The organism is Microbacterium capsulatum, assembly GCF_030865425.1.
In the GTDB taxonomy this organism is placed as follows: domain Bacteria; phylum Actinomycetota; class Actinomycetes; order Actinomycetales; family Microbacteriaceae; genus Microbacterium; species Microbacterium capsulatum.
The window spans coordinates 31280-53112 of record NZ_JAVFCB010000012.1 but is presented as its reverse complement, the minus strand read 5'-3'; the positions used below and the strand labels follow the sequence as shown (position 1 = coordinate 53112).

Annotated in this window: 28 protein-coding genes and 1 pseudogene; 11 read left to right on the top strand and 18 right to left on the bottom strand. The window is 71.1% G+C overall.

The annotated features are described in order from the left end of the window. Positions 1 to 4 precede the first annotated feature (4 nt). The 3 genes from RBR11_RS16880 to RBR11_RS16870 all read left to right on the top strand — a co-directional run bounded on the left by RBR11_RS16880 (position 5) and on the right by RBR11_RS16870 (position 2270). Complete coding sequence (locus RBR11_RS16880; protein WP_308490544.1) at positions 5 to 592, top strand: TetR/AcrR family transcriptional regulator; 588 nt, start codon at positions 5 to 7, stop codon at positions 590 to 592. A gap of 185 nt (positions 593 to 777) precedes the next feature. Next, positions 778 to 1539, top strand: coding sequence for an ABC transporter ATP-binding protein (locus tag RBR11_RS16875; protein WP_308490543.1), 762 nt, complete (start codon positions 778 to 780; stop codon positions 1537 to 1539). After that, positions 1536 to 2270 carry an ABC transporter permease gene (locus RBR11_RS16870; protein ID WP_308490542.1) on the top strand — a complete coding sequence of 245 codons (735 nt, stop codon included), beginning with the start codon at positions 1536 to 1538 and terminating at the stop codon, positions 2268 to 2270. Before RBR11_RS16875 ends, RBR11_RS16870 begins: the two co-directional genes overlap by 4 nt. Before the next feature lie 4 nt (positions 2271 to 2274). On the opposite strand, the gene RBR11_RS16865 is transcribed toward RBR11_RS16870, so the two are convergent. The 5 genes from RBR11_RS16865 to RBR11_RS16845 form a co-directional block, all read right to left on the bottom strand. Then, positions 2275 to 3621: a DUF222 domain-containing protein gene (locus RBR11_RS16865; RefSeq protein WP_308490541.1), complete on the bottom strand. Its 1347-nt coding sequence runs from the start codon at positions 3619 to 3621 to the stop codon at positions 2275 to 2277. Between the two features lie 136 nt (positions 3622 to 3757). After that, positions 3758 to 4189 carry a MarR family winged helix-turn-helix transcriptional regulator gene (locus RBR11_RS16860; protein ID WP_308490540.1) on the bottom strand — a complete coding sequence of 144 codons (432 nt, stop codon included), beginning with the start codon at positions 4187 to 4189 and terminating at the stop codon, positions 3758 to 3760. Between the two features lie 229 nt (positions 4190 to 4418). Further along, positions 4419 to 4775 (bottom strand): DUF7882 family protein, encoded by a 357-nt coding sequence (locus RBR11_RS16855; protein WP_308490539.1) that lies wholly within the window; start codon positions 4773 to 4775, stop codon positions 4419 to 4421. A gap of 120 nt (positions 4776 to 4895) precedes the next feature. Beyond that, complete coding sequence (locus RBR11_RS16850; protein WP_308490538.1) at positions 4896 to 5828, bottom strand: helix-turn-helix transcriptional regulator; 933 nt, start codon at positions 5826 to 5828, stop codon at positions 4896 to 4898. A 159-nt stretch (positions 5829 to 5987) separates the two neighbouring features. Then, the gene (locus RBR11_RS16845; protein ID WP_308490537.1) at positions 5988 to 6326 is read right to left on the bottom strand and encodes a DUF7882 family protein; all 339 of its coding nucleotides are present in this window, start codon (positions 6324 to 6326) and stop codon (positions 5988 to 5990) included. 154 nt (positions 6327 to 6480) lie between these two features. Here RBR11_RS16845 and RBR11_RS16840 point away from each other — a divergent pair, with 154 nt between their 5' ends. Beyond that, complete coding sequence (locus tag RBR11_RS16840; protein ID WP_308490536.1) at positions 6481 to 6819, top strand: DUF7882 family protein; 339 nt, start codon at positions 6481 to 6483, stop codon at positions 6817 to 6819. 115 nt (positions 6820 to 6934) lie between these two features. Next, on the top strand, positions 6935 to 7156 hold the full coding sequence (locus tag RBR11_RS16835) for a hypothetical protein (RefSeq protein WP_308490535.1): 222 nt from the start codon (positions 6935 to 6937) through the stop codon (positions 7154 to 7156). A gap of 71 nt (positions 7157 to 7227) precedes the next feature. On the opposite strand, the gene RBR11_RS16830 is transcribed toward RBR11_RS16835, so the two are convergent. After that, positions 7228 to 8112 carry an SDR family oxidoreductase gene (locus RBR11_RS16830; protein WP_308490534.1) on the bottom strand — a complete coding sequence of 295 codons (885 nt, stop codon included), beginning with the start codon at positions 8110 to 8112 and terminating at the stop codon, positions 7228 to 7230. A gap of 167 nt (positions 8113 to 8279) precedes the next feature. Here RBR11_RS16830 and RBR11_RS16825 point away from each other — a divergent pair, with 167 nt between their 5' ends. Both RBR11_RS16825 and RBR11_RS16820 read left to right on the top strand, forming a co-directional pair. After that, positions 8280 to 8537, top strand: a complete 258-nt coding sequence (locus RBR11_RS16825) for a hypothetical protein (RefSeq protein WP_308490533.1) — start codon at positions 8280 to 8282, stop codon at positions 8535 to 8537. Positions 8538 to 8650: 113 nt separating this feature from the next. Continuing rightward, positions 8651 to 8815, top strand: coding sequence for a hypothetical protein (locus RBR11_RS16820; RefSeq protein ID WP_308490532.1), 165 nt, complete (start codon positions 8651 to 8653; stop codon positions 8813 to 8815). Between the two features lie 97 nt (positions 8816 to 8912). Here the strand turns inward: RBR11_RS16820 and RBR11_RS16815 are convergent, their stop codons facing one another. The 3 genes and pseudogenes from RBR11_RS16815 to RBR11_RS16805 form a co-directional block, all read right to left on the bottom strand. Continuing rightward, a complete protein-coding gene (locus RBR11_RS16815; RefSeq protein ID WP_308490531.1) occupies positions 8913 to 9086 on the bottom strand; it encodes a CsbD family protein in 174 nt (57 codons plus the stop codon). 106 nt (positions 9087 to 9192) lie between these two features. Beyond that, a complete protein-coding gene (locus RBR11_RS16810) occupies positions 9193 to 10317 on the bottom strand; it encodes a ring-opening amidohydrolase (protein WP_308490530.1) in 1125 nt (374 codons plus the stop codon). A 210-nt stretch (positions 10318 to 10527) separates the two neighbouring features. Further along, a pseudogene (locus tag RBR11_RS16805) lies at positions 10528 to 10803 on the bottom strand (MMPL family transporter); the annotation flags it as partial. 23 nt (positions 10804 to 10826) lie between these two features. Here RBR11_RS16805 and RBR11_RS16800 point away from each other — a divergent pair. Beyond that, positions 10827 to 11141 carry a YciI family protein gene (locus RBR11_RS16800; RefSeq protein WP_308490529.1) on the top strand — a complete coding sequence of 105 codons (315 nt, stop codon included), beginning with the start codon at positions 10827 to 10829 and terminating at the stop codon, positions 11139 to 11141. After that, positions 11134 to 11472, top strand: coding sequence for a CHY zinc finger protein (locus RBR11_RS16795; protein WP_308490528.1), 339 nt, complete (start codon positions 11134 to 11136; stop codon positions 11470 to 11472). The genes RBR11_RS16800 and RBR11_RS16795 overlap by 8 nt, the downstream gene beginning before the upstream one ends. Positions 11473 to 11493: 21 nt before the next feature. Here the strand turns inward: RBR11_RS16795 and RBR11_RS16790 are convergent, their stop codons facing one another. Beyond that, a complete protein-coding gene (locus tag RBR11_RS16790) occupies positions 11494 to 12537 on the bottom strand; it encodes a zinc-dependent alcohol dehydrogenase family protein (protein WP_308490527.1) in 1044 nt (347 codons plus the stop codon). Positions 12538 to 12685: 148 nt separating this feature from the next. Between RBR11_RS16790 and RBR11_RS16785 the strand changes: the two genes are divergently transcribed. Then, complete coding sequence (locus RBR11_RS16785; RefSeq protein WP_308490526.1) at positions 12686 to 14173, top strand: HNH endonuclease signature motif containing protein; 1488 nt, start codon at positions 12686 to 12688, stop codon at positions 14171 to 14173. On the opposite strand, the gene RBR11_RS16780 is transcribed toward RBR11_RS16785, so the two are convergent. The 5 genes from RBR11_RS16780 to RBR11_RS16760 all read right to left on the bottom strand — a co-directional run bounded on the left by RBR11_RS16780 (position 14166) and on the right by RBR11_RS16760 (position 18308). Further along, a complete protein-coding gene (locus tag RBR11_RS16780; RefSeq protein WP_308490525.1) occupies positions 14166 to 15278 on the bottom strand; it encodes a tellurite resistance/C4-dicarboxylate transporter family protein in 1113 nt (370 codons plus the stop codon). The genes RBR11_RS16785 and RBR11_RS16780 overlap by 8 nt on opposite strands. Positions 15279 to 15318: 40 nt before the next feature. After that, a complete protein-coding gene (locus RBR11_RS16775; protein ID WP_308490524.1) occupies positions 15319 to 16455 on the bottom strand; it encodes a cation diffusion facilitator family transporter in 1137 nt (378 codons plus the stop codon). Beyond that, a complete protein-coding gene (locus tag RBR11_RS16770) occupies positions 16452 to 16817 on the bottom strand; it encodes an ArsR/SmtB family transcription factor (RefSeq protein ID WP_308490523.1) in 366 nt (121 codons plus the stop codon). The genes RBR11_RS16775 and RBR11_RS16770 overlap by 4 nt, the downstream gene beginning before the upstream one ends. A 102-nt stretch (positions 16818 to 16919) precedes the next feature. After that, positions 16920 to 17807: a sigma-70 family RNA polymerase sigma factor gene (locus RBR11_RS16765; protein ID WP_308490522.1), complete on the bottom strand. Its 888-nt coding sequence runs from the start codon at positions 17805 to 17807 to the stop codon at positions 16920 to 16922. 42 nt (positions 17808 to 17849) lie between these two features. After that, entirely contained in the window at positions 17850 to 18308 is a 459-nt protein-coding gene (locus RBR11_RS16760) for a carboxymuconolactone decarboxylase family protein (protein ID WP_308490521.1), read from the bottom strand. 142 nt (positions 18309 to 18450) lie between these two features. Here RBR11_RS16760 and RBR11_RS16755 point away from each other — a divergent pair, with 142 nt between their 5' ends. Further along, positions 18451 to 18945, top strand: a complete 495-nt coding sequence (locus RBR11_RS16755; RefSeq protein WP_308490520.1) for a methylated-DNA--[protein]-cysteine S-methyltransferase — start codon at positions 18451 to 18453, stop codon at positions 18943 to 18945. Between the two features lie 19 nt (positions 18946 to 18964). On the opposite strand, the gene RBR11_RS16750 is transcribed toward RBR11_RS16755, so the two are convergent. Genes RBR11_RS16750 through RBR11_RS16740 form a run of 3 tightly spaced genes read right to left on the bottom strand, consistent with a single transcriptional unit; the run spans position 18965 to position 21733 of the window. Next, positions 18965 to 19735 carry an SDR family NAD(P)-dependent oxidoreductase gene (locus tag RBR11_RS16750; RefSeq protein WP_308490519.1) on the bottom strand — a complete coding sequence of 257 codons (771 nt, stop codon included), beginning with the start codon at positions 19733 to 19735 and terminating at the stop codon, positions 18965 to 18967. 43 nt (positions 19736 to 19778) lie between these two features. Then, complete coding sequence (locus RBR11_RS16745) at positions 19779 to 20453, bottom strand: response regulator (protein WP_308490518.1); 675 nt, start codon at positions 20451 to 20453, stop codon at positions 19779 to 19781. Next, positions 20450 to 21733 (bottom strand): ATP-binding protein, encoded by a 1284-nt coding sequence (locus RBR11_RS16740; protein ID WP_308490517.1) that lies wholly within the window; start codon positions 21731 to 21733, stop codon positions 20450 to 20452. The genes RBR11_RS16745 and RBR11_RS16740 overlap by 4 nt, the downstream gene beginning before the upstream one ends. Positions 21734 to 21833 lie beyond the last annotated feature (100 nt).

The following is a 21833-nucleotide window of genomic DNA, read 5'->3' as shown; positions in this document are numbered from 1 at the left end:
GGCCATGACCACCGCACGCCGCCGCGGGCGCCCGAAGGGGGAGTCCGGATCCCGGGACCTCATCGTCGCCGCGGCCGAGCACGAGTTCGGCGAGCACGGCTACGACGGTGCGACGATCCGGGCGATCGCGTCGCGGGCGGGGGTCGACTCCGCGCTCGTGCACCACTACTTCGGCGCGAAGGCTGATCTGTTCGCCGAGGTCATCGGGATCCCGCTGCGCCCGGACATCGACGTGCCGGCGATCCTGCAGGGTCCGCGCGATCAGGTCGGCGAACGCCTGGTGCGGTACGTGCTCGAGGCGTTCGAACGGCCCGAGGTGCGCCGCCGCGGCGTCACCGTGATCCGGGTCGCCGTCGGGTCGAAGGTCATGTCGCAGCCGCTCATCGGGTTCCTCTCCCGGGAGCTGATCGGCCGCATCGCCGGCACGCTCGGCACGCCCGATGCGGCGCTGCGCGCCACCCTCGCCGCCTCGCAGATGGCGGGCCTGCTGATGACTCGGTACGTGGTGCGGCTGCCGCCGATCGCCGACGCCCCGATCGACGAGCTGGTGGCCCGGGTCGGCCCGACGCTGCAGCGGTACCTGTTCGAGTGAGCCGGCGGTGCTGCCGGTCGCTGCGCCCCGGCGCGCCCGACACCGCTGGAAAACGGAGAGCCCCTCGGCGTGGCGTCCCTCCGCCACCCTCGACACGCCGTCCTGACGTCATCCGCTCTCCGTTTTCCGAACGGGGGACGGGGCTTCTCTTGACCGCCGCACCCCGTGGATCCATAATTCATCACATGATGAATAACGCGGTCGCGATCGAGGGGCTGCGGGTGCGGCGCGGGCGGCACGACGTGTTCGACGGCCTGGCGCTGACCATCCCGCGCGGTGAGGTGACGGGTCTGCTCGGCCCGTCCGGGTGCGGCAAGACGACGCTCATGCGCGCGATCGTCGGCGTGCAGAAGGTGCGTGCGGGGCAGGTGTCCGTGCTGGGCGAGCCGGCCGGATCCGCCGCCCTCCGGCACCGGGTCTCGTACAGCACGCAGGGGGCAGCGGTCTACGCCGACCTCACCGTGCGGCAGAACCTGCGCTACTTCGCGTCGGTGCTCGGCGTCGGCCGCGCCGAGGCGGACCGCGTCATCGAGCAGGTGGGGCTGACCCCGCACGCCGGGGAGATCGTCGCCGATCTCAGCGGCGGCGAGGTGAACCGGGTCTCTCTCGGGGTCGCGCTGCTCGGCGCCCCCGAGCTCGTCGTGCTCGATGAGCCGACGGTCGGCCTGGATCCGGTCCTGCGCGTGGAGCTCTGGGACCTGTTCCGGCGGATCGCGGAGGGCGGAACGACCATGCTCGTCTCCAGCCACGTGATGGACGAGGCGCTGCGCTGCGACCGTCTGCTGCTCATGCGGGACGGGCGGATCGTCGCCGACACGACCCCCGCCGAGCTCCTCGCGAACACGGGGAAGACGGATCCGGAGCAGGCGTTCCTGGAGATCATCGCGCGCGACGAGTCGGCTCATGCCCATACCCGTCGTGCTCTCCGGGCGGAGGCGGCGTCATGAACCCGCGGCGGCTGTTCGCGACCACGGGCCGGGTGCTCGCCCAGCTGAGGCACGATCCGCGCTCGATCGCGCTGATGGTCGTCGCGCCGAGCCTGCTGGTCGGCCTGTTCGCGTGGCTGTTCACCGACTCCACCGGCGTCTTCAACAAGTTCGGCGGCGCGATCCTGGCCCTGTTCCCGTTCATCGTGATGTTCCTGGTGACGTCGATCACGACGCTTCGCGAGCGCCGCTCGGGCACGCTGGAGCGGCTGATGACGACGCCGCTCGGCAAGGCCGACTTCGTGCTCGGCTATGCCTTGGCGTTCGGTCTGATGGCGGTGCTGCAGGCGGTGATCACGGTGGCGTTCGCCGTGTACGTGTGCGGCCTGAAGGTCGACGGACCGCTCTGGCAGCTCGGCCTCGTCGCGGTCGTGGACGCTCTGCTGGGCACCTCGCTCGGACTGCTCGCGAGCGCGTTCGCGCAGACCGAGTTCCAGGCGGTGCAGTTCATGCCGGTGCTGGTTTTCCCGCAGATCATCCTCGGCGGCCTGTTCATGCCGCGCGACACGATGCCGGACGTGCTGCGGTCGATCTCGGACTGGCTGCCGCTGAGCCACGCGATCGACGCGCTCCAGGCGGTCACCTCCGGCACGAGCGGCTGGGACCTGTGGCGCCCGGTGCTCTTCATCGCCGCGTTCGCGGTGGCGTTCCTGATCCTCGCCCCGCTGACGCTCCGGCGCCGCACGCCCTGAGGTCTCAGGCCGCGAGGTCGTAGCGGGCTCTGCCGCCGAGTCGCGGTGTGCGGTCGGGATCGACCCCGGGCGGTGGGATGAACCACACCCGGCTGTGCCTGCCACGGCCTTCGATGCGGATCTCCCAGTCGTTGTCGTGGATCCGATGGTGGCAGCTCTCGCAGAGCAGGATTCCGTTGGCCAGATCCGTCGGGCCGGCATCGCGTTTCCACCATCGGATGTGATGCGCTCGGGTCATGCTCGGGGGAAGTCCGCACATCGCGCAGCCGCCGTCGCGTTCGACCAGCGCCAGGCGTTGGGCTCTGGTGAAGAAGCGCTGCTCGCGCCCCCAGTCGAGGATCTCCCGGTCGGTGCCGAGCACACAGGGAATGGTCCCGCCGCTCGCGGCCAGTCGCCGTGCACTGCTGACGCTGATCGGGAGGTCGGATCCGTCGACGCTCGCATACCCGGTGCCCTCGGTGAGGTCCTTGAGGTCGACGCGCACGACCACGGTCGCGCCGGCCAGCGCCGGTGCCTCAGTGTCGCAACCGAGAGCGTGCGCGCAGAGAGCGCTGAGAGCATCGGCACGAAGCGTCGCGACGGTGCGATGGTCGGCATCTGCTGCATCGGGGGCGAGCGCATTCTTCCGGGCGGCGAACATCGCCGTCACGTAGCCGTTCACGGCCGCGACGATCGGGGCTCCGGTGGCTGCGTCGAAGGCGCCGTCGAGGTGGATCATCCCGTCGCGCTCGTAGATCGACAGCGAACGCCGGGCGCGCAGCTGCTCCTCCCGCGGCGCCGTCCCGTCCGGATCCAGCCAGGCCTCGGCGCGCGTCACGAGCCGGCGCACCTCGTCGAGGGAGAGCCCGGCCGACTGGGCGACCAGCAGCTCCTCGACCTCCAGGATGCGGTCGGGGTCGATCTTCAGCGCCATGCGCTCGAGAAGCGCGAGCAGGGTGGCGGCGACCGGAGCGCTCAGGTCGCCGATGGTCAGTGCGCGCTGGACGGCGGGATACTTCGGCGGACGGGGCTCGCCGAGGAGATTCGTCCGCGACGCCGTCGCGGTACCCACTGCGACGAGACGCGTGGCGTCCCCGACGGATCCTCCCGTCGTCGTCGCGATGAGCTGCGCCGGAGTGCGAAAGCCCTGCTGCTTGGCGAGCGAGTCGGCGCCCAGTTCGGGGCGGGATTCGCTCGCGATGCCGGCCGCCACCTCGGCGTGCAGCGCTTCGACGCGGCGGCGGAGCAGGCCGATCGCGTCGTTCGCGGCGATCAGCTGTGCCCGGGAGAGGGCGGTCGCACCCGTCGCACCCTCCCACACCTCGTCGAGGCGCGCGATCGCCTCGTGCAGTGGTGTGAGATGTTCGGCCATGGCAGCAGTCTACCCCGAATGGTCGATAGATTCGATGATTTGTTCTAATTTGGTGAGAACAACCGCGAGGTTCGCTGATGTGCGGATCGAATGGGGATGACCGCCTCTTCGGATATATATCCGAAGAGGCTCGGTGTCAGCTGCTCTTGCGCAGCTTCTCCGTGAGTGCGGTCAGCTGTCGCAGCTCGTCGTCGCTCAGGCGCGACATCCGCACGGCGATCGAGCGGCCGTGCACGGTCGCGATCTGCCGGAACGCCCGTGTGCCCGCCTCCGTGGCGTGGACCAGGGATCCGCGTCCGTCCTCGGGATCCTGGCACTTCTCGAGCAGCCCGCGCGCGACCATGCGGTCGACGAGCCGGGACACGCTCGGCTGGCTGATGAGCATGTTCGCGGTGACGTCGCGCAGGCGCGCGGTGCGGCTCTCGAAGCGCGTCACGGTGAGCAGCACGTCGTACTCGGCGGTGGATAGTGCGGTGCTGTCGAAGTCCTCGGACATCTCCGTGAAGATCTCGTGCTGTGCGCGGAAGAGGCTCTCCCAGGCCGCCAGGGCCAGCTTCCGATCGCTCATCGCACCAGACTATCCATCCGGGCGCCGACGGCCGCAACACACAGTAAAGGCCGGTCGGAGAGGCTCCCGACCGGCCTTTGTCCCTTGCACCAAGAGTGTCCTGCAATCACATGCGGTGAAAGCCACAGCAAAACTTTCACCGTGCGATCACTGTATAACGGCCGGGTAACGAATGCAACGTTTAGGTCACGGTCTTTAGGGGACTCATAGGGTCGACGTCGGGGGCCTGTCACAGCACGAGGGAAGGTTCCTCGTCACCCTCGGCCGCGTCCTCCGCGTCCCGCGCACTCATGTGCTCGGGCAGCAGCTGGATCCCGCCGGTGCTGTTCGCGGAGCCGGCGAGGGCGCGCAGCCATTCGCCGCTGAGCTCCGGCGGTTCCGGCTCGTCGAACACGAACCGCAGCGGGATCGACGGATGCAGCCACAGCGTCTCCCGCCCGCGCTCCTGTCCCTCCTCGTGCCGCCAGGACAGGGTGAAGCTCTCGTTCCGCCGCAGCTTGGTCGCGATCACGACCTTCAGGTGCGCCAGCGTGCGATCCTCGATGCGGATCGGATCGGATCCCGCGCCGTAGTAGATGAGTCCCATCCGTGTCCGTCCTCTGCTCCCGATGACCGTACGTCGCGCGTGAATGGCGGGGACGCGTGACGGGCGGCGCGAGGACACCAGCCGAACCGATTGTGCGGGAACTGTCACAGCCGGCGGCCGTCACCGGCTGCGCAGCGCCTGTCCGGGCGGGCAGCCGTGGACCCGACGGTACTCGGCGGTGAACCGCGACGGATGCGAGAACCCCCAGCGCCGAGCGATGCCGGCGACGGTCTCGCCCGGATCCGCGCGCAGCAGATCGCGGTGCGCCCCGTCCAGCCGAACCCTCGCCAGATGCTGCCTGGGCGTGATCCCGAGCGCGCGCCGGAACGCGTACTGCAGGCCGCGGGTCGAGATGTGCACCGCGTGGGCGACGTCGTCGATCGTGATCGGCTCGTGGGCGTGCTCCTCCATGAACGCGATCGCCCGACGCACCGTGACGGGTGCGGCCGAGGTCTGCGGCGTGCGGTCATCGCGACCGTGCACCGTGGTGGGGAACACGGCGAGCGTCGTCATCAGGGCGTGCCGAGCCAGCTCGGCCTCGATGAGCGGGTTCCCTCCCGTCGCGGCGGCCTCCGCACCCAGATGGGTGACGGCCCGAGACCAGTGCGCGGCCGCCGCCAGGTCGCTCGGCGCCGAGTCGGTGACCTGCAGCCGCAGGCGATCGTCGCCGGTGATCCGCCGCGCGGTCTCCTGCGCCCAGCCCGGGTCGAACACGAGGGCTTTCACATTCGCGGCGCCCTCTCGGTCGGCCACGACCTCGCGGCCGTCGCTGATCCACGGCCGGCCGGCGTCGAGCTCCTGGCGGCCGCTGCGGAGGGAGCCGTGGAGGAAGCCCACGGCGCACGCGAACAGCTGCCCCTCGGGCCGGATGGACGAGCGGACGGCGGCGGTCAGGCGGTACTCGACGATCGACACCCGGTCGAGGGCGGCGGAGCGCCAGTCGAAGCGGAGGTCGGGATCCACCCGGTGCAGTCGCGCGGACGGCGCGAACTGCGACCACGTGCTCTCCACCGTCGCACGGTCGCGCGAGTGGAATCGGACGATCTCGGGCATGGGCATCCTTCGGAGCGGGGCAGCCTCGGAGGGCGGCGGGCAACGGAGACTCCGGGGATCCAGAGTCTTCCATTGTCTCCGTTCCGGCCGGGCGCGGCTCCGATCCGGCCGATCCGGTTCCGCGACCGCAGGGACTGCTGCGGGCTCCCGCCGCCGGGGTTACTGTCCGACGCCGTCGCCGTCGATCTGCATCTCGACCGTGGTCGTCGGCTCGGGCACCAGCCGGAGACCGGCGGGTGTGTTCGCGAGCTGGCTGAGTGCGTCGATCCAGAGCCGGTTCAGCGGCGGACGTCGACTGCCGTGGTAGCTGAAGACCATGTTGCAGGCGGGATGCACCCAGACCGCCGTCCGGCCGTGGCCGACGCTCGGGTCGTCCTTCCACGTGAAATAGAAGGGCTCGCCACGGCGCAGCTTGTTCGAGATCACCATCTGCAGGTGAGCGAGTGCGCGATCGTCGAGGTCGGCGTGGGTTTGCCCCTCGTAGGTGAACCTTCCCATCTCTTCACAGCCTCCTTCATCGTTCCCCGAGTAACGTCCCCCTCGACATCATCATGCCCGGGATCGGCGGCCCTCGCGGACCGTCGCCCCGGGAGGATCCTCCCGCATTCCGTGCGAGAGTCTGGCCACAGGCAGGTCGGAACAGGAGACCGAGATGGGAATCGTGTACTACGGCGGCGCCGAGTCGCCGATCCACATCGACGACCGCGTGCTCGCACACCTCAAGGTCGTCATCGCCACCAAGCTCCGCAGGAACGAGAGCTTCACGCTCTCCTTCCAGCACGGGCAGGACGAGCCGACCGGCCGGACCACGATCTGGCTGAACCCGGCGATCCCGCTGCGCTTCGTCTTCGACGAGCCGGAGCCGCCGGAACTCGATCCCGAGCTGATCAACGACCTCGCCAACTCCGCCAACACGTCCGGCGGCATCGCACTCAAGCGCGAGCACGTCCTGAGTGCGAGCGGCGGGACCCACGCCCTTGCGGAGCCATGATGACACGTCTCGGGCCTCCGGGTGCGCGGTTCTCGCACGGCGTCGAGGGCACCGACGCCGTCGAGCCGCCGATCCCGCCGCCCTGAACCGGCACGACGGCCAGAAAGAAGGAATCATGTCTCTTCCCGAGATCCACCTGCTGCCCGAGGTCCACCTGTGGTGGCCGCACCTCTCGGCACCCTCCAAGAGCAAGCTCGAGGAGGACCCCGACGGTCACGTGCCGGATGACGTGCGCGCCGAGATCGAACAGATCGTCGGCACGGGCGTCGACCCGCTGGCACGGCTCAGCGACGGCGACCGCACGTTCATCCGCACCCAGCGCGAAGCCGTCGACTAGTCGCGCTCCGCCCGCCGGTCGGCCCGCCATCGCCCTCGCCTTCGCCGTCAGAGGTGCCGTCTCCTTCGTCGTCAGAGGTGCTGTCCGCCGGTGACGGGCAGGATCCCGCCCGACACGTACGAAGCGTCCTCCGAGGCGAGGAACACGTAGGCGCCGGCGAGCTCGGCCGGCTGGCCGGCGCGCCCGAGGGGCGTGTCCTCGCCGAACCTCGGAAGCTTCTCCGGCCACCCCGCGGCCGGGATCGGCGGCGTCCAGATCGGGCCCGGTGCGACTCCGTTGACGCGGATGCCGTGCGGTCCCTGCTCCTCCGCGAGCATCTGCACGAACGCGATCAGTCCCGCCCTGGTCAGGACGTGGTCGAACAGCCCGGGGGAGGGGTCGTATCCCTGGATCGACGTCGTGACGATGATCGACGAGCCCGGCGGCAGGTGCGGCAGCGCCGCCTTGGCGACCCAGAACAACGCATACAGGTTCGTGTACAGCACCCTGTCGAACTCCTCGGTCGGGATCTGCTCCGCCTCACCCCTGTCGCGCCGACAGCCCGCGTTCAGGACGACGAGGTCGAGGCCGCCGAGGCTCTCGGCCGCGTCGGCCACGACGTCCTCGCAGAGCTGCTCCTCGGTGAGGTCGCCGGGCAGCAGGACGGCCTGCACGCCCGCATCCCGCACCCAGCGCGCGGTCTCCTCCGCGTCCTGCTGATCCTCCGGCAGATAACTGAGCGCCACATCGGCGCCCTCGCGTGCGTAGGCGATGGCCACTGCGCGTCCGATCCCCGAGTCGCCGCCCGTGATCAGCGCGTGCCGACCCGGCAGCCGTCCGGACCCTTGATAGCTGTGCTCCCCATGGTCCGGTCGCAGCGCGGTCTCGCCGAGCAGCCCCAGCTGGTCGTTGCTCGGATCCGGCGGGTCGCGGAGCGGCGGGTACTTCGTCCGCGGATCGGTCATCGTGCGGCTCATGAGGGCAGGCTAGGCCCGCGGTGCGTTCCGGAGGAGGGGCTTGACGTCGCTCCCGGAACGGCTTAGGCGTGTCGGATCGCGTGCGATAGCTCGCTCGGAGCTGCCTGTCAAGGGGCGTGACTGCACCGGCCACCGGGGGCATCGTGGCGACAAGCGATGGGAGAAGCATGTCGATGCTGATGAGGGCCCGATTCGAGATGCGCCGGCTCACGGAGCACGAGTGGCTGATCCTGGACGAGGACTTCGGCCCCCACGATGCGCGGCGCACCGTCGCCTGCGTCAGTCGCGTGACCGAGGATCAGGTCGAGGTCGTCTGGCTGCGTCCCGTCTCGACGCGGTGCCGATACGCCACGGTGGCGGACGTCCTGGAGACCGTGCAGCATGCGCATCCGCGCGACGGGGAGGGGTCGGCGCCGAGGCCATGACCGCGTCGGCATGCCATCAGGAGGGCGTCGCCGTCAACCCCCTGGTCCAACGGCGTTCTGCTTCCTAATGTCTGTCCCGAGACCGCAGCTGCGGTCCGTGGAAGGAGTCCGTCATGAACATCCTCTTCATCGTCATCGCGGTGATCGCCATCCTCCTGGCCATCACGGGCGGGTTCGTGCAGTCCCTGAACTTCCTGCTCTGGGTGGGCCTGATCCTGCTGGTCCTCGCGGTCATCTCCTGGCTGATCCGGTCGATGTCCGGTCGCCGGGCGCCCTGACGCGCGGATTCCCGACGGCATCGTCGGGGCGTCGGTGACAGAGAACGCAGAAGAGGGGCGGCGGGTGTGCGACCCGCCGCCCCTCTTGACGTCCAGGTCACTCCTTGAAGGCGTCCTTGACATGCTCGGCGGCCTTCCCCAGATCGGCCTTCGCCTGATCCAGCCGCCCCTCGTTCTCGAGCTTCTCGTCGTTCGTGGCCTTGCCGAGGCCTTCCTTGATCTTGCCGCGCGCCTTGTCGGCGGCGTGCTTGGCGTGATCCTTGGCGCTCATGCGAGAGCCTCCTCCCGTGTCTGGAACGGTCACGATCGCACGCCGGGGCGGCGAGCGCGACGGGGTTGACGCGGGGAGGGGGGATTCGGTATCGGATCCCTCCGGCTCAGCTCACGTCGAGGACGATCGCCAGTGTGCCGCCGCCGGGAGGGCCCTGCTGCTTGCCGCCGGCGGAGATCCAGATCATGTTGTCCTGCAGCATGGCGGAGAAGGCGCTCGCAACGACCGTCTTCAGGTTCTTCACGTAGGACGGGTCCTCGGTGACGAGACGGCGGCCGCGGAAGAGCCCGTCGACCGGCTCGCCGTACTTGATGTACGACGCGACGATCCGCGACGAGATCTCAGGCGGGAGCGGTCCGTCGCCCACCTCGAGCCCTGCGTTGCGCACGGCGCGGGTGACGGCGCCGATGTCGAGCAGATCCTCGAACACGGCGCGTCCGATGCGCAGACGCCCGCCCGCGCCCTGGCGGTTGCCCAGGGCGAGCAGGTGCGAACTCGGGCTCTCCCCGCCGACGCCCTCCCAGGCGTTCGACGACACGGCGACCTTGTCGGACCAGAGGGCCGGGTTCGTGCCGATCTCCTCGGCCCGGGGCATGGGTGCGCCGTCGACGGCCACGCGGACCCCGTTCGCCGCGCTGCCGCTGGAGAAGTAGAAGATCTCCTGCGGCGTCATCTCGGGGATCGACGCACCGGCGGTGCGCGCGGCGTCGATCTCGTCGAGCGCCGGGTAGTACGACTTGCCGATCACGAACTCGACGTCGGACGGATCCATCGCGCCGTCCGCGGCGGCGTCGCGCACGGCCTGCGCGTTGGCCTCGACGTGCCGGGTCGAGCCGATCCACTCGGGCAGGATCGTCTCGGAGCTCGCGCTGCCGAACGCGAGCCGGGGCAGGCCGTCGGCGGCGGGCTCCGACTCGGTGCGCGTGAACACCACGAGGTGCGGCGTCATGATCGTGCCGACGCCGGCGCTGAACGCCATCGGGATCTCCTCGACGACGTCCGCGGGGCGGGTGCCGTGATCGAGCAGGAACCGGCGGACCGCCTGATCGGCGTCGACGCGGCTGGAGTTGTAGGTGTCGTCGAAGCCGCCGGTCTTGCCGGTGACCGCGATGATGTCGTCCGGGTTCAGACGTCCGTCCTTGACGAGCTCGCTCAGCCCGGAGGCGTCGCGGGTATGGTCCATGGTCACGCGGAACGCGTCAACCGCCAGGGAGGCTCCATCGCCACTCATGTGGATCCCTTCTGCTGCCCGCAGGACGGGCCGTTCGCCGACGTTGGCTTATCGAGATATGAAAAACATAATCCAAGATGCGGATACTGAACGCGTCTTCCCGCTCAGATGACGCCATATGGCATACCAAGTATGGCGGAGCACTCCCGAAGGCCTGAACGACCGGGCGCGGCGGTACCCCGGATGCGGGTCCGGGATACCGCCGAGGCGTCAGTCCCGCGTCTCCGCGTCGACGAGGGCGGGCGGTGCGCTCGCCGCTGTCCGATCCGCCCGCCGCGGCGTCCCCGGCCACCAGATCCGGTCGCCCACCAGGCCGAAGACCGCAGGGACGATCACGGTGCGCACGACGAGCGTGTCGACGATGACGCCGACGCCCACGATGAGGCCGAGCTGACCGAGCGTGACCAGGGGGAGGACGCCGAGGGCCGCGAACACGGCGGCGAGCACGATGCCCGCACTCGTGATCACGCCGCCGGTGTGCGCGATCGTGCGCGCCGTAGGCTGTCTCCATGAGCATGGAACGTCTCGAATACCTCGTCATCGCGATGGACGGATCCGATGCCGAGGCGCTCCCGCGGCGGCTCGCAGTGCGCGACGCGCACCTCGCGGGAGCGCAGGTGCTGGCGGATCGCGGGGAGCTTCTCAGCGGCGGCGCGATCCTCGACGATCAGGGGCGCATGATCGGATCCTCGATGCATGTCTCCTTCGCCGACGAGGCCGCGTTCCGCGCCTGGTACGACGCGGAGCCGTACGTCACCGGCGACGTGTGGCGCGACGTGACGGTGCGGCCGATGCGCGTCTTCCACCCGGTCCGCGGTGCCTGAGCGCCCCGTCGTCCGCGGGCCCACCGTCGACGAGCAGACCCGCTGCGTGCACTACCGCACGAGCCTCGACGTCATCGCGATCCGCTTCGCCTGCTGCGGCGAGTACTACCCGTGCCATCTCTGCCACGAGGAGGCTGCCGGACACGTCGCGCGGCAGTGGCCGTACGACGCGCGGGACACCAAGGCGGTGCTCTGCGGCGTGTGCGGGACCGAGCTGACGATCGCGGAGTACGTCGCCGTGAAGGCCTGCCCGCACTGCGCGGCCCCGTTCAACCCCGGCTGCGCGCTGCACGCGCACCTGTACTTCGAGCCGGACCCGTCGGAGGTCTGAGGCCGGGGTCCGCCGTGCCGATCAGCGCGCCGGATCGATCATCGTCATGCCGGCGACCGTGGCGGTGTCGAAGCGGGGCAGCAGTTCCGCAGCCTCGGCCAGGCCGATCGTGCGCTGGATCAGAAGCTGCGGCTGGAGCGCGCCCTGCTCGACGAAGGCCATCAGGGGCGGATAGTCGCGCGCGGACATGCCATGGCTGCCGAGCACGTCCAGCTCCCAGGCGATGACCCGGTCCATCGGCACCCGCGGTCGGCCCTCGACGGCGGGGAGCAGGCCGATCTGCACATGCCGGCCGCGGCGGCGCAGACTCAGCACGCCGTCGGCGCTGGTCTGCTCGCTGCCGACCGCGTCGACGGAGACGTGGCTGCCGCCGCCGGTCAGCGCGGAGACCGCCGTCGGGATGTCGATGCCGTCCCCGGCGAGCAGGGTGTGCTCGGCGCCGATCTCCTCGGCGACGGCCAGGGCCTCGGGGTTGCGATCGACGGCGATCGTGCGCGCCCCGATCGCACGGGCGATCATCACCGCGCTGAGTCCGACGCCGCCGGCGCCGATGACGGTGACCCACTCTCCCTCCTGCACGCGGGCGCGCGCGGCCAGGGCGCGATAGGCGGTGGCGAATCGGCAGCCGAGGCTCGCGGCGGTGGCGAATTCCACGCCGTCGGGGATCGCGACGAGGTTCGCATCGGCCGCATGCAGCGCCACGTACTCGGCGAACGAGCCGGCGTGGGTGAACCCCGGCTGCTGCTGGTCGGGGCAGACCTGCGCGTTCCCCGACCGGCACCACTCGCAGCGGCCGCAGCCGCACACGAACGGCACCGTGACGCGATCCCCGGGCTTCCAGTCCCGGACGTCGGGACCCGTCTCGACGACGATCCCGGCGAGCTCGTGGCCTGGCACGTGCGGGAACACCACGTCGCTGTCGTGACCGGCCCACGCGTGCCAGTCGCTGCGGCACAACCCGGTCGCCATCACCCGCACGACGACGCCGTCGGCGGGAGCGACCGGTTCCGGGACGGATCCGACCGCGGTGCGGCCCCGGGCTGATTCGATGACGATCGCGCGCATGCCGCCATCCTGTCAGCGACGTCCGGGCCGGCAAAGGGGTCAGCCGCCGCCGGATGCCGGGGGATCGCGAGAGGATGGGCCTCTCCGGTTCGCGAGAAGGTTCACGACACCCCTTCCTTTCTTCGAAGATATGTTCTAGACTGGGGGCATGTCAAGGCTCCCACTTCCACCCGTTGCCGATCGCGGCGCGCTGCTGGACGAGTGGGTCGAGGTGCGGCGGGAGATCGCTCGGCTGGAGGCCCGCGCGACGGAGCTGCTCGCCGCGCGGGCGGCGGTGTTCGATGCGGATGCTGCGGAGTTCCCGCAGCATCGCGACGCGGCCCGTCGATCGATGGCGGCGGAGTACGCCGCCGCGGGGCGGGTGGGCCGCGGAACGGTGGAGGCGGCGTTCGCGGATGCGGAGGCCGTCGCGGCGCACTTCCCGGCCATCCATGACGCCCTGCGGGCGGGCGCCATCACCGTGCAGCATGTGCGCGCCCTGGTCGCCGCGGCGGAGCCCGTGCGCGACGCGGTGCGCAACGAGCGGCTTCCCGCGGACGCGCTCGCGCTGTACGAGAACGCGGCCCTGGTCGTCGCGGAGCAGGACTCCCCCGCCCGCACCCGGGTGCACGCCCGGCAGATCGCGGCGACCCTCGCCGGAGAGACGCTGAGGGAACGGCACGCACGCGCGACCGCGGAGCGGAGCATCACGGTGCGCCCGATGGAGGACGGGATGGCGCTGCTGACCGCCGTGCTGCCCGAGATCTACGCCGTCGCGATCAAGGACCGCCTGACCCGGCTCGCCGGCGCGATCGCCACCGGCACGCGCTCGCAGACCGAGGCCGCTGTCGGGATCGCGTTCAGCGACCCGACCGCCGACGGCCAGCTCTTCCCCCCGGAGGTCGACGCCGCGGACCTGGCCCCGGATGACCCGCGCCTCGACGCTTTCGAACGGATCGCCTCCGGCACTACCTACGCTCTCGACCCGGAGCACGACCTGCACGACCCCGCCGCAGACACCTGCCTCGCGACGAGGGTCGGACCCGACGCCCGGCCCGAGTTCGTCGCAGGAGACGGCCGCACCCGCCGGCAGATCGAGGCCGACGCTTTCATCGACCTGCTGCTCGCCTCCGACCCGTCCGAGGCGCTCGGCACCGGGCTCGACCGCATCACCGCCACCCTCCAGGTCACCGTCCGCGGAACCACCCTCGCCGGCGACGACGACCGGCTCGCCGAACTCGACGGGCACGGCCCGCTCCACCCCGACCTCGCCCGAGACCTCGCCGGCCGGGCGTCCGGCTGGAACCGGCTGTTCCTCGACGGTGACGGCATGATCACCCGCACCGACCGGTACACGCCGACCGAGGCGATGAAGCGTCACCTCCGCGCCCGCGACCAGCGCTGCCGGTTCCCCGGCTGCCACACCCCCGCGACCCGCTGCGACATCGACCACAACCACGATCACGCCCGCGGTGGCCCCACCAGCATCGACAATCTCGCCTGCTTCTGCCGGGCGCACCACGCGCTGAAGCACCCGGACCTCGACGAGATCGTCCGGTGGCAGGCCAGGCAACGCCCCGACGGCACCGTGGAATGGACCAGCCCGCTCGGCCGCTCCTATCCCGACCCCGCACCCCGCCGCGTCATGTTCACCTGACCGCGGGCCCCGGTCGTGCGCCGCTTCGCCGGGCCGGCCCGCGCACCGTGCGCCAGATCGCGCGCAGCATCGCGAGGAAGGTCAGCGTCCACGCGGCCAGCGCGATCCAGCTCTCCCAGAATCCGATCGCGTGCACGAGCGGGAGCCGGTCGACGTCGCCGAGCAGCTGGGATCCGACGCTGTACATCCCGAGCGGGAACACGATGCTCCACAGCGACGGCTCGTAGCGCAGCGGGACGCGGTGGCGCACGTGCCGCCACACGCCGGCCACGACCAGCGGCGGGATGAGCCAGGTGCCGAACGCCCAGAAGAACACGGCTGCCCCCGCGATGAGCCCGCGGGTCGCATCGACCATGGGCGCATCCGCCATCTCCACGATGCGCGCCCCGGCGACGACCGTGATCGCCGTCGCTCCCATGGCCACCCAGAACGGCGGGGTGAGGTCCGCGGGACGGACCGGATGGGCCAGCATCCGCACACCGACGAAGACGCCCACCGCGCCGTAGAGGAACGTGCCGACCGACCAGGAGAACACGGCGAGCAGCGCCATCGTCGGCCGGACCGCGACCGGGGTCGATGGTTCAAGCCCCGCCGCGAGCACCGCGATGGACTGGCTCGCCACCGCCCAGACGAACCAGGTGCCGTTCGCCGCACTCAGCGCCGGGACCACGCGCCGGCCGAGCACCGCCGTCCAAGGCACGGTGTATCCGAGGGCGATCCACGCGAGGAATCCGATCGCGAGCAGCACGAGGGCCGCCGTCTGCATTCCGTCGGTGCTGATCCGGGTGCCCAGCACGCACGTGGCGGCGACGAAGGTGAAGAATCCGAAACCCCGCGCCGGGTCGGCGAAGTCGGCCGCCACGGTGCTGCGATGCCGCACCAGCCGCACCGTGTTCAGCGCGCAGAGCACCACGAAGGCGACCGCCGCAATCGCGAGCAGCACCGCCGACCCGATCTCCCACCCGTCCGTGCGCATGGCGATCGACAGGATCCCCGTGGCCATGACCACCGCGAAGTACCCCGGCGTGAGCTCGCGGATCGCATCGTCCAGCCGGCCGCCGAGTGTGCTCGGTGCCTCGGCGGGGGCGCGGGGCGGCGTGGACACGTGCACAGGCTACCCCCGCTCGAGACACCGCCGGGGGCGGTCAGGCGTGCGGGATCGCGCGGACGCTGACGAGGAACTCGTCGACGTTGGGCAGATGATCGCGGACGCTGGCCTCGGCCCGGGCGCCGACGGCGGTCGCATCGCCGGTGGCCGTGAGGACGGCGTCGCCCTCGAGCCGGTGCCCGACCCAGCGCAGCCGGACCCGCTCGACCTCGGCGATCCCGTCGACGTGCGCGAGTGCGTGCTCCACCCGATCGATGAGCTCGGGCTCGATGCCGTCGAGCAGGCGGCGGCCGATGCTGCGCACCGTGCCGATGAGCAGGACGAAGATCGCGATCGAGATGAGTACGCCGACGATCGGATCGGCGAGGGGGAACCCGGCGAGCACGCCGAGCCCGCCGAGAACGACCGCGAGTGACGTGAACCCGTCGGTGCGGGCGTGCACGCCATCGGCGACCAGCGCGGCGGATCCGATCCGGCGGCCGACGCGGATCCGGTAGATCGCGACCAGCTCGTTGCCCGCGAAGCCGATGACGCCGGCCGCGATCACCCAGCCGACGTTCTGCAGCGGCTGCGGGTTCAGGAGCCGCTCGACCGACTGCCACGCCGCGACGATCGCGGACAGCAGCACGACGAAGACGATGAACAGCCCGGCGAGGTCCTCCGCCCGGCCGTAGCCGTACGTGTAGCGCCGGGTGGCCGCGCGGCGGCCGAGCACGAACGCCACCCACAGCGGGATCGCCGTGAGCGCGTCGGAGAAGTTGTGCACGGTGTCGGCGAGCAGTGCGACGGATCCGCTGACGAAGAAGACCGCGGCCTGCAGGAACGTCGTGACGAGCAGGATGACCATGCTGATCTTGAGGGCCCGGACGCCGGCGCTCGATGCCTCCATGGCGTCGTCGATCGCGTCGGCGGCGTCGTGGGAGTGCGGCACGAACAGGCCGTAGAGGAAGCCCTTGAAACCCGTCGGGTGCTCGTGCCCGTGCTCGCCGTGGGAGTGGGAGTGGCCATGACCGTGGGAGTGGCCATGGCCGTGGGAATGGCCGTGGGAGCGACCGCGATCGTCGTGCGAATGACCGTCGTGGTCGTGGTCGTGGTCGTGGTCGTGGTCGTCGTGCTTGTGCTCGTCGTGCGTGTGCTCGTCGTGCGTGTGGTGCGCGTGCGCGTGCTTGCTCATCGGGGGTCCTGATCGGCGTGGTGGTGGCGGGGGATGCCGCCGAGCGAGTGCTCGGCCTGGAAGATCGCGTCGGCGACGAGGCGCGACGCATGCTCGTTCTCCAGGCGGTAGAAGACCCGCTGGCCCTCCTGCCGGGTCGACACGATGCGCGCGAGCCGCAGCTTCGCGAGGTGCTGCGAGACCGCCGCGGGCGACTTGTCGACGATGTCGGCGAGGTGGTTCACGGACAGTTCGCCGTGCTCGCCGAGGGCCATCACGACGCGCACCCGGGTGGCATCGGCGAGCATCGAGAACACCTCCACGGCCAGCTCCACGTAGGGACTGTCCGGGGTGTATCCGCATGCTCGCTTATCTGCACTCATACGCAGATACTAACAAATCGACGGCCCGGGGATGTCCAGCGGCTCGGATCGCGGTTCGACGAGCCCGGTCGCCCGATCCGGCACCTGCGCGACGGAACGGCCTCAGAGTGCGAACCGCAGCTTGTCCGGATTGCACACCTGACGGAGCCCGTGAATCAGCCCGTCGCGCCCGAGCTCGACCGTGAGCAGGTCGGTCCGCCCCGAGTGCGTGAGGGCGAACGCGGGCCCGCCGTTCACGTCGAGCACGGCGATCGCGAACGGGTGCGCCGGGTCGAACGCCGTCGCCTTCCCGAGGACGCCGAGGAGGAAGCGGCGCACCCGCTCAGCGCCGAAGATCGGGTTCAGTGCGGCGCGCACCCGTCCGCCGCCGTCACTCCACAGGATCGCGTCGTCCGCGAGCAGGGAGAGCACGGCGGAGACGTCGCCGTGCTCGAAGGCCGCGACCAGTGCCTCGAGCGCGGCGGGGTCGGCGGCGCGGGGAACCTCGGCGTCGTCCGCCAGGCGCAGTCGCCGCTCGGCCCGTGAGATCAGCTGCCGCACCGCCGCGGGCTTCTTCTCCAGGATCTCGCCGATCTCCGTCGCGGGCATCCCGTAGGCGCGGTGCAGCACGACGGCGGCCCGGGCATCGGGCGGCAGCTGCTCGGCGAGGTGCAGCAGCGCGAGCGAGAGCATCTCGCGATCGGCCAGCGCGTCCTCCGGCAGGCGGGCGGTGGCGACGGGTTCGGGCAGCCAGTGCCCCGTGTACTCCTCGCGCTGCGCGGCGAGCGCGCGGACCCGGTCGATCGACCGCCGCACGCACACGGTCGTCAGCCAGGCGGGCCAGGAGCGCACCCGTCCGGCGGCGGTGCGCTCCTCGTGCAGGGCGTCGATCGCGACCTCGGACACGACGTCCTCCGCGTGCCCGAAGTCGCCGAGCATCCGGTAGGCGATGCCGATCAGCCGGCCCCGCTCCTGCTCCCAGGCGCGCGCGGCGGGCGTGGCGAGGGTCATGCCCTCCACGCTACTGCGCACCCCGCCCGCCGCGTCCCGGCCTCACACGACGGGACGCTTGTCGTCGATCGGCGGCTCCATCTCGGTCGCGATCGCCACGCGGTTCCACACGTTGATCGTGCAGATGGCGAGCACCAGACCGCCGAGCTCGCCGTCGTCGAAATGCTGCGCCGCGGCGTCCCAGATCTCGTCCGTGACCGTGTCGGGGCCGAGCCGCGTGAGCGCGTCGGTCAGCGCGAGCGCCGCGAGCTCGCGCTGCTCGAAGAGTCCCCTCGCGTGCTGCCAGGCGCCGACCGCGTGCAGCGTGCGCTGCGGGATGCCGCGCTTCGCTCCGTCGGTCGCGTGCATGTCGACGCAGAAGCCGCACCCGTTCAGGATCGAGGCCCGCAGTTTGATCAGTTCGTACAGGCGGGGCTCGACGCTCTTGCGCGAGTACCCCTCCAGGCCGAGCACCGCGGCGTAGCCGAGCTTGTTGGTGCGGGCCATGTCGATCCTGGTCATCGTCGTTCCCTCCGGAGCCGTCGCGCCTCGGCGGATCTCGCCGGGCCGGGATCGGCTCTCACGGAAGATGTCGGATCCGGCGGCGGAACTGTGACATCGCTTCGACCGTTCGGATGTCGGACCCTCCGGGTAGGGTCGCGTCATGATCTTCACCGGCTCGGTCGCGACGCCCGTCGGCGTGCTCGCGGTGCAGAGCGACGGCGCCGCGATCCGGCGGGTGGGCTGGCCGGTCGTGCCTGCGCCGGAGCGCGGAGGACGGGCGGATCCGCTGCTCGCGGAAGCTCTGCGACAGCTGCGCGAGTATTTCTCCGGCGAGCGGACCGAGTTCGATCTGCCGCTCGATCTGGGCCCGCAGACCGAGGTGACCCGCGCCGTGCTGATGGCCCTGTACGACACGGTCGGGCACGGCGAGACGGTGACCTACGGCGAGCTCGCCGAACGCAGCGGCACGGCGGTGCCGGCCCGCGGGATCGGATCCATCATGGGTGCGAACCCGATCCCGATCATCGTGCCGTGCCACCGGGTCGTCGCGAGCGACGGCCTCGGCGGTTACTCCGGAGGCGCGCCGGGGGAGGGACTCGTCACGAAGCGCTGGCTGCTCGAGCACGAGGGCGCCCTGCCCGCCGCGCTGTTCTGACGTCGTCGTGGCGTGGGGCTCAGCCCCGGCCGAACAGCGCGCCGCCGTTGACCTGCAGGATCTGACCGGTTGTCCAGCCGGCCTCGGGGCCGGCGAGGTACGACACGGCGCCGGCGACCTCGTCCGGCGTGCCAGGGCGGTTCATCAGCACCCCGACGAGGCGGGAGGCGCGGATCTCGGGCGTGCGGCGTCCCTCCCAGAAGCCGGTGTCGGGCACGTAGCCCGGCGCGACCGCGTTGACGGTCACGCCGTCTCCGGCGATCTGCTCGGCGAGCCCCATCATCCAGCCGTGGATCGCGGCCTTCGCGGCGCCGTACCCGTTCGCGCCGCGCAGCGCCGCGATCGAGGTGATCGAGATGATCCGGCCGCCGGGCCGGGTGATCCGCGGCAGCAGGGTCTCGGTGAGCAGCACCGCGGTCAGCACGTTGAGACGGAAGTTGGCCTCGAAGTGCGCGGCGAGCCCGGCGACGCCCTCGCCCCGGTCGAGGACGTTGCCGCCCGCGTTGTTCAGGAGCACATCGACCGGGCCCTCGATCTCGCCCGCGGCGCGTTCGACGTCCGCAGGATCCTGCAGGTCGGCGACGATCGTGCGGACCGTCGCCGCGGGCGTCTCCCGCACGATCTGCGCGGCGGCCTCCTGCAGCACGCCCTCGCGGCGGCCGATGATCACGAGGTCGAAGCCGTCACGGGCGAGCCGCGATGCGGACGCCAGGCCGATGCCGGTCCCGCCGCCGCTGACGACGGCCTGCGGGCGGGCGGATTCGTGACGCTGCGGCTCCTGTGCACTCATGCGGCCAGCCTAAGACGGATCACGCAGACAGCGACGGGCGAGCTCATCCGGCGCGACGGTAGACCGTCTCCGGCCGACCCGGTTTGCCGTAGCGCGCGGCCCGGACCGCGACGCCGAGCTCGGTCAGGTGCTCCAGATAGCGACGCGCCGTGACGCGCGACACGCCGGCGGCCTCCGCCGTCTCGGAGGCGGACAGCTCGACAGCCCTGGTCAGCGCCTGCGTGATCTCGTTGAGCGTCGTGGCGGTGAGACCCTTCGGCAGGCCGATCGTCCCGGTGGACGCCCCGCCGATCAGCGCATCGATCTCGGCCTGGCTCGCCGCGCCTTCGAGGGCCCGGGAGTGCTCGCGGCGACTCCGGTACTGTTCCATCCGCTCCCGGAAGACCGCGAACGTGAAGGGCTTCACCAGATACTGGGTCACGCCGAGCGTGGCCATGCGTCGCACGGTGTCGACGTCTCTCACGCTGGTGACCGCGATCACGTCGACCGGCAGGTCGAGCGACCGGGCCCGGCGCAGCACGTCCAGCCCCGACCCGTCCGGCAGCGTCATGTCGAGCAGCACGAGGTCGATCGCACTGCCCGCAGCGGTCAGGGCGTTCAGCGCCGCTCGCGCACCGGTGCAGGATCCGACCGTCTCGAACCCGTCGATCCGCTCGACGTACGCCTCGTGGAGCTCCAGGGTGAGCGGGTCGTCCTCCACGATCAGCACGCCGATCATCCGCTCCTCCTCACGGACCGCGCGGGGAGCGTCACCTGGAAGACGCTCGGGGCGGTGGAGACGGAGACGGTCCCGCCGGCCGAGACGACGATCGAGCGCACCAGCGAGAGGCCCACCCCGCGGCCCGTCGCCTCGGCGGGCTTGGTCGAGAAGCCGTGCTCGAAGATCTGTGGGATCAGGTGCTCCGGCACCCCGGGCCCGCTGTCGGAGACGGTCAGCACGGTGGCTCCCTCCCCGCCCGGGAGCAGGTCCACGGCGACCCAGCGCTCGTCGCTCTGGCCGGCCGCGTCCAGCGCGTTGTCGATGAGGTTTCCCACCACGGCGACCGCGTCCACAGGCGCGAGCGGCAGGGGCGGTGCGTCCGGCGCGAGGTGCACGCGCCAGCGGATCCCGCGCTCCTTCGCCTGCGACGACTTGCCGAGCAGAAGCGCGCCGAGCACCGGATCACCGTCCCGCAGCGTCATCTGATCGATCACGGACTGGCTCTGCGCCGACGACTCGGCCAGCAGGGCGATCGCCTCGTCCTTGCGGTCGAGCTCGAGCAGGGAGATCGCGGTGTGCAGGCGGTTCCCGTGCTCGTGGGTCTGCGCCCGCAGCGCCTCGCCGAGCGTGCGGACCGACTCGTAGGCCGCGACGGCATCGCGCACCGAGCCCGCGGGAAGGTCTCCCGCGATCCTCCGGGTGACCCGGCGCGCGAACATCGCGCCGATGCTCCCGAGCGCGACGAGGACGATCGCGAATCCGAGCGCGAGCGGCAGCCGCCGTGCGATCGTCGTCGAGATGGACTCGATCGTGACCCCCGCCGCCACCCAGCCGCGCACGGTCCCGGCAGCATCCCGCACCGGGACGATGGTCCGGATCGACGGACCGAGCGTGCCCGCGAACTCCTCTGTGAGTTCCTTGCCGTCGCCCGGCACGGTGCCGACATAGGTCTGACCGATGCGCGCCGGATCGGGGTGGGTCAGACGGACCCGGTCGACGTCCATGACCGTGATGAAGTCGAGCTCCGCCCCGGTGCGCACCTCCTCGACGTAGCGCTGCAGCGGGCTCGTGGCCGATCCGGGACGACCGGATGCCAGCGCGTCGAGCACGACGGGAGCGTCGGCCAGGCTGCGCGCGATCGACCTCGTGATGCGCTCGGACTCCTGGCGCACGGTGAGCTGGGTCTCCCAGGCGAGGAAGGCCGCGGTCACCCCGCCGATCGCGAGCACCGCGGCGAGCAGCACGAGGAAGACGCGCGACGCCGCGCTGCGCGGCCGCTCCCTCGTCCTCGACGTCATCGGCGCTCTCCCATCCGCCTTCCAGTATGTGCGCGTGCCGCCGGGTGCATACTCTCGCGGACGCGGATCGTCCTGATCAATACGACCAGAACTCGCGGCG

Coding starts and splice junctions, on each gene's coding strand:
- RBR11_RS16790 (WP_308490527.1), bottom strand. CDS start 12,537: ATGCGCGCGATCGTCATCGAATCAGCCCGGGGCCGCACCGCGGTCGGA.
- RBR11_RS16840 (WP_308490536.1), top strand. CDS start 6,481: ATGGGAATCGTGTACTACGGCGGCGCCGAGTCGCCGATCCACATCGAC.
- RBR11_RS16800 (WP_308490529.1), top strand. CDS start 10,827: ATGAGCATGGAACGTCTCGAATACCTCGTCATCGCGATGGACGGATCC.
- RBR11_RS16765 (WP_308490522.1), bottom strand. CDS start 17,807: ATGACCCTCGCCACGCCCGCCGCGCGCGCCTGGGAGCAGGAGCGGGGC.
- RBR11_RS16835 (WP_308490535.1), top strand. CDS start 6,935: ATGTCTCTTCCCGAGATCCACCTGCTGCCCGAGGTCCACCTGTGGTGG.
- RBR11_RS16845 (WP_308490537.1), bottom strand. CDS start 6,326: ATGGGAAGGTTCACCTACGAGGGGCAAACCCACGCCGACCTCGACGAT.
- RBR11_RS16825 (WP_308490533.1), top strand. CDS start 8,280: ATGTCGATGCTGATGAGGGCCCGATTCGAGATGCGCCGGCTCACGGAG.
- RBR11_RS16785 (WP_308490526.1), top strand. CDS start 12,686: ATGTCAAGGCTCCCACTTCCACCCGTTGCCGATCGCGGCGCGCTGCTG.
- RBR11_RS16745 (WP_308490518.1), bottom strand. CDS start 20,453: ATGATCGGCGTGCTGATCGTGGAGGACGACCCGCTCACCCTGGAGCTC.
- RBR11_RS16820 (WP_308490532.1), top strand. CDS start 8,651: ATGAACATCCTCTTCATCGTCATCGCGGTGATCGCCATCCTCCTGGCC.
- RBR11_RS16750 (WP_308490519.1), bottom strand. CDS start 19,735: ATGAGTGCACAGGAGCCGCAGCGTCACGAATCCGCCCGCCCGCAGGCC.
- RBR11_RS16810 (WP_308490530.1), bottom strand. CDS start 10,317: ATGAGTGGCGATGGAGCCTCCCTGGCGGTTGACGCGTTCCGCGTGACC.
- RBR11_RS16855 (WP_308490539.1), bottom strand. CDS start 4,775: ATGGGACTCATCTACTACGGCGCGGGATCCGATCCGATCCGCATCGAG.
- RBR11_RS16865 (WP_308490541.1), bottom strand. CDS start 3,621: ATGGCCGAACATCTCACACCACTGCACGAGGCGATCGCGCGCCTCGAC.
- RBR11_RS16830 (WP_308490534.1), bottom strand. CDS start 8,112: ATGAGCCGCACGATGACCGATCCGCGGACGAAGTACCCGCCGCTCCGC.
- RBR11_RS16870 (WP_308490542.1), top strand. CDS start 1,536: ATGAACCCGCGGCGGCTGTTCGCGACCACGGGCCGGGTGCTCGCCCAG.
- RBR11_RS16740 (WP_308490517.1), bottom strand. CDS start 21,733: ATGACGTCGAGGACGAGGGAGCGGCCGCGCAGCGCGGCGTCGCGCGTC.
- RBR11_RS16815 (WP_308490531.1), bottom strand. CDS start 9,086: ATGAGCGCCAAGGATCACGCCAAGCACGCCGCCGACAAGGCGCGCGGC.
- RBR11_RS16860 (WP_308490540.1), bottom strand. CDS start 4,189: ATGAGCGATCGGAAGCTGGCCCTGGCGGCCTGGGAGAGCCTCTTCCGC.
- RBR11_RS16770 (WP_308490523.1), bottom strand. CDS start 16,817: ATGAGTGCAGATAAGCGAGCATGCGGATACACCCCGGACAGTCCCTAC.
- RBR11_RS16880 (WP_308490544.1), top strand. CDS start 5: ATGACCACCGCACGCCGCCGCGGGCGCCCGAAGGGGGAGTCCGGATCC.
- RBR11_RS16875 (WP_308490543.1), top strand. CDS start 778: ATGATGAATAACGCGGTCGCGATCGAGGGGCTGCGGGTGCGGCGCGGG.
- RBR11_RS16760 (WP_308490521.1), bottom strand. CDS start 18,308: ATGACCAGGATCGACATGGCCCGCACCAACAAGCTCGGCTACGCCGCG.
- RBR11_RS16775 (WP_308490524.1), bottom strand. CDS start 16,455: ATGAGCAAGCACGCGCACGCGCACCACACGCACGACGAGCACACGCAC.
- RBR11_RS16755 (WP_308490520.1), top strand. CDS start 18,451: ATGATCTTCACCGGCTCGGTCGCGACGCCCGTCGGCGTGCTCGCGGTG.
- RBR11_RS16850 (WP_308490538.1), bottom strand. CDS start 5,828: ATGCCCGAGATCGTCCGATTCCACTCGCGCGACCGTGCGACGGTGGAG.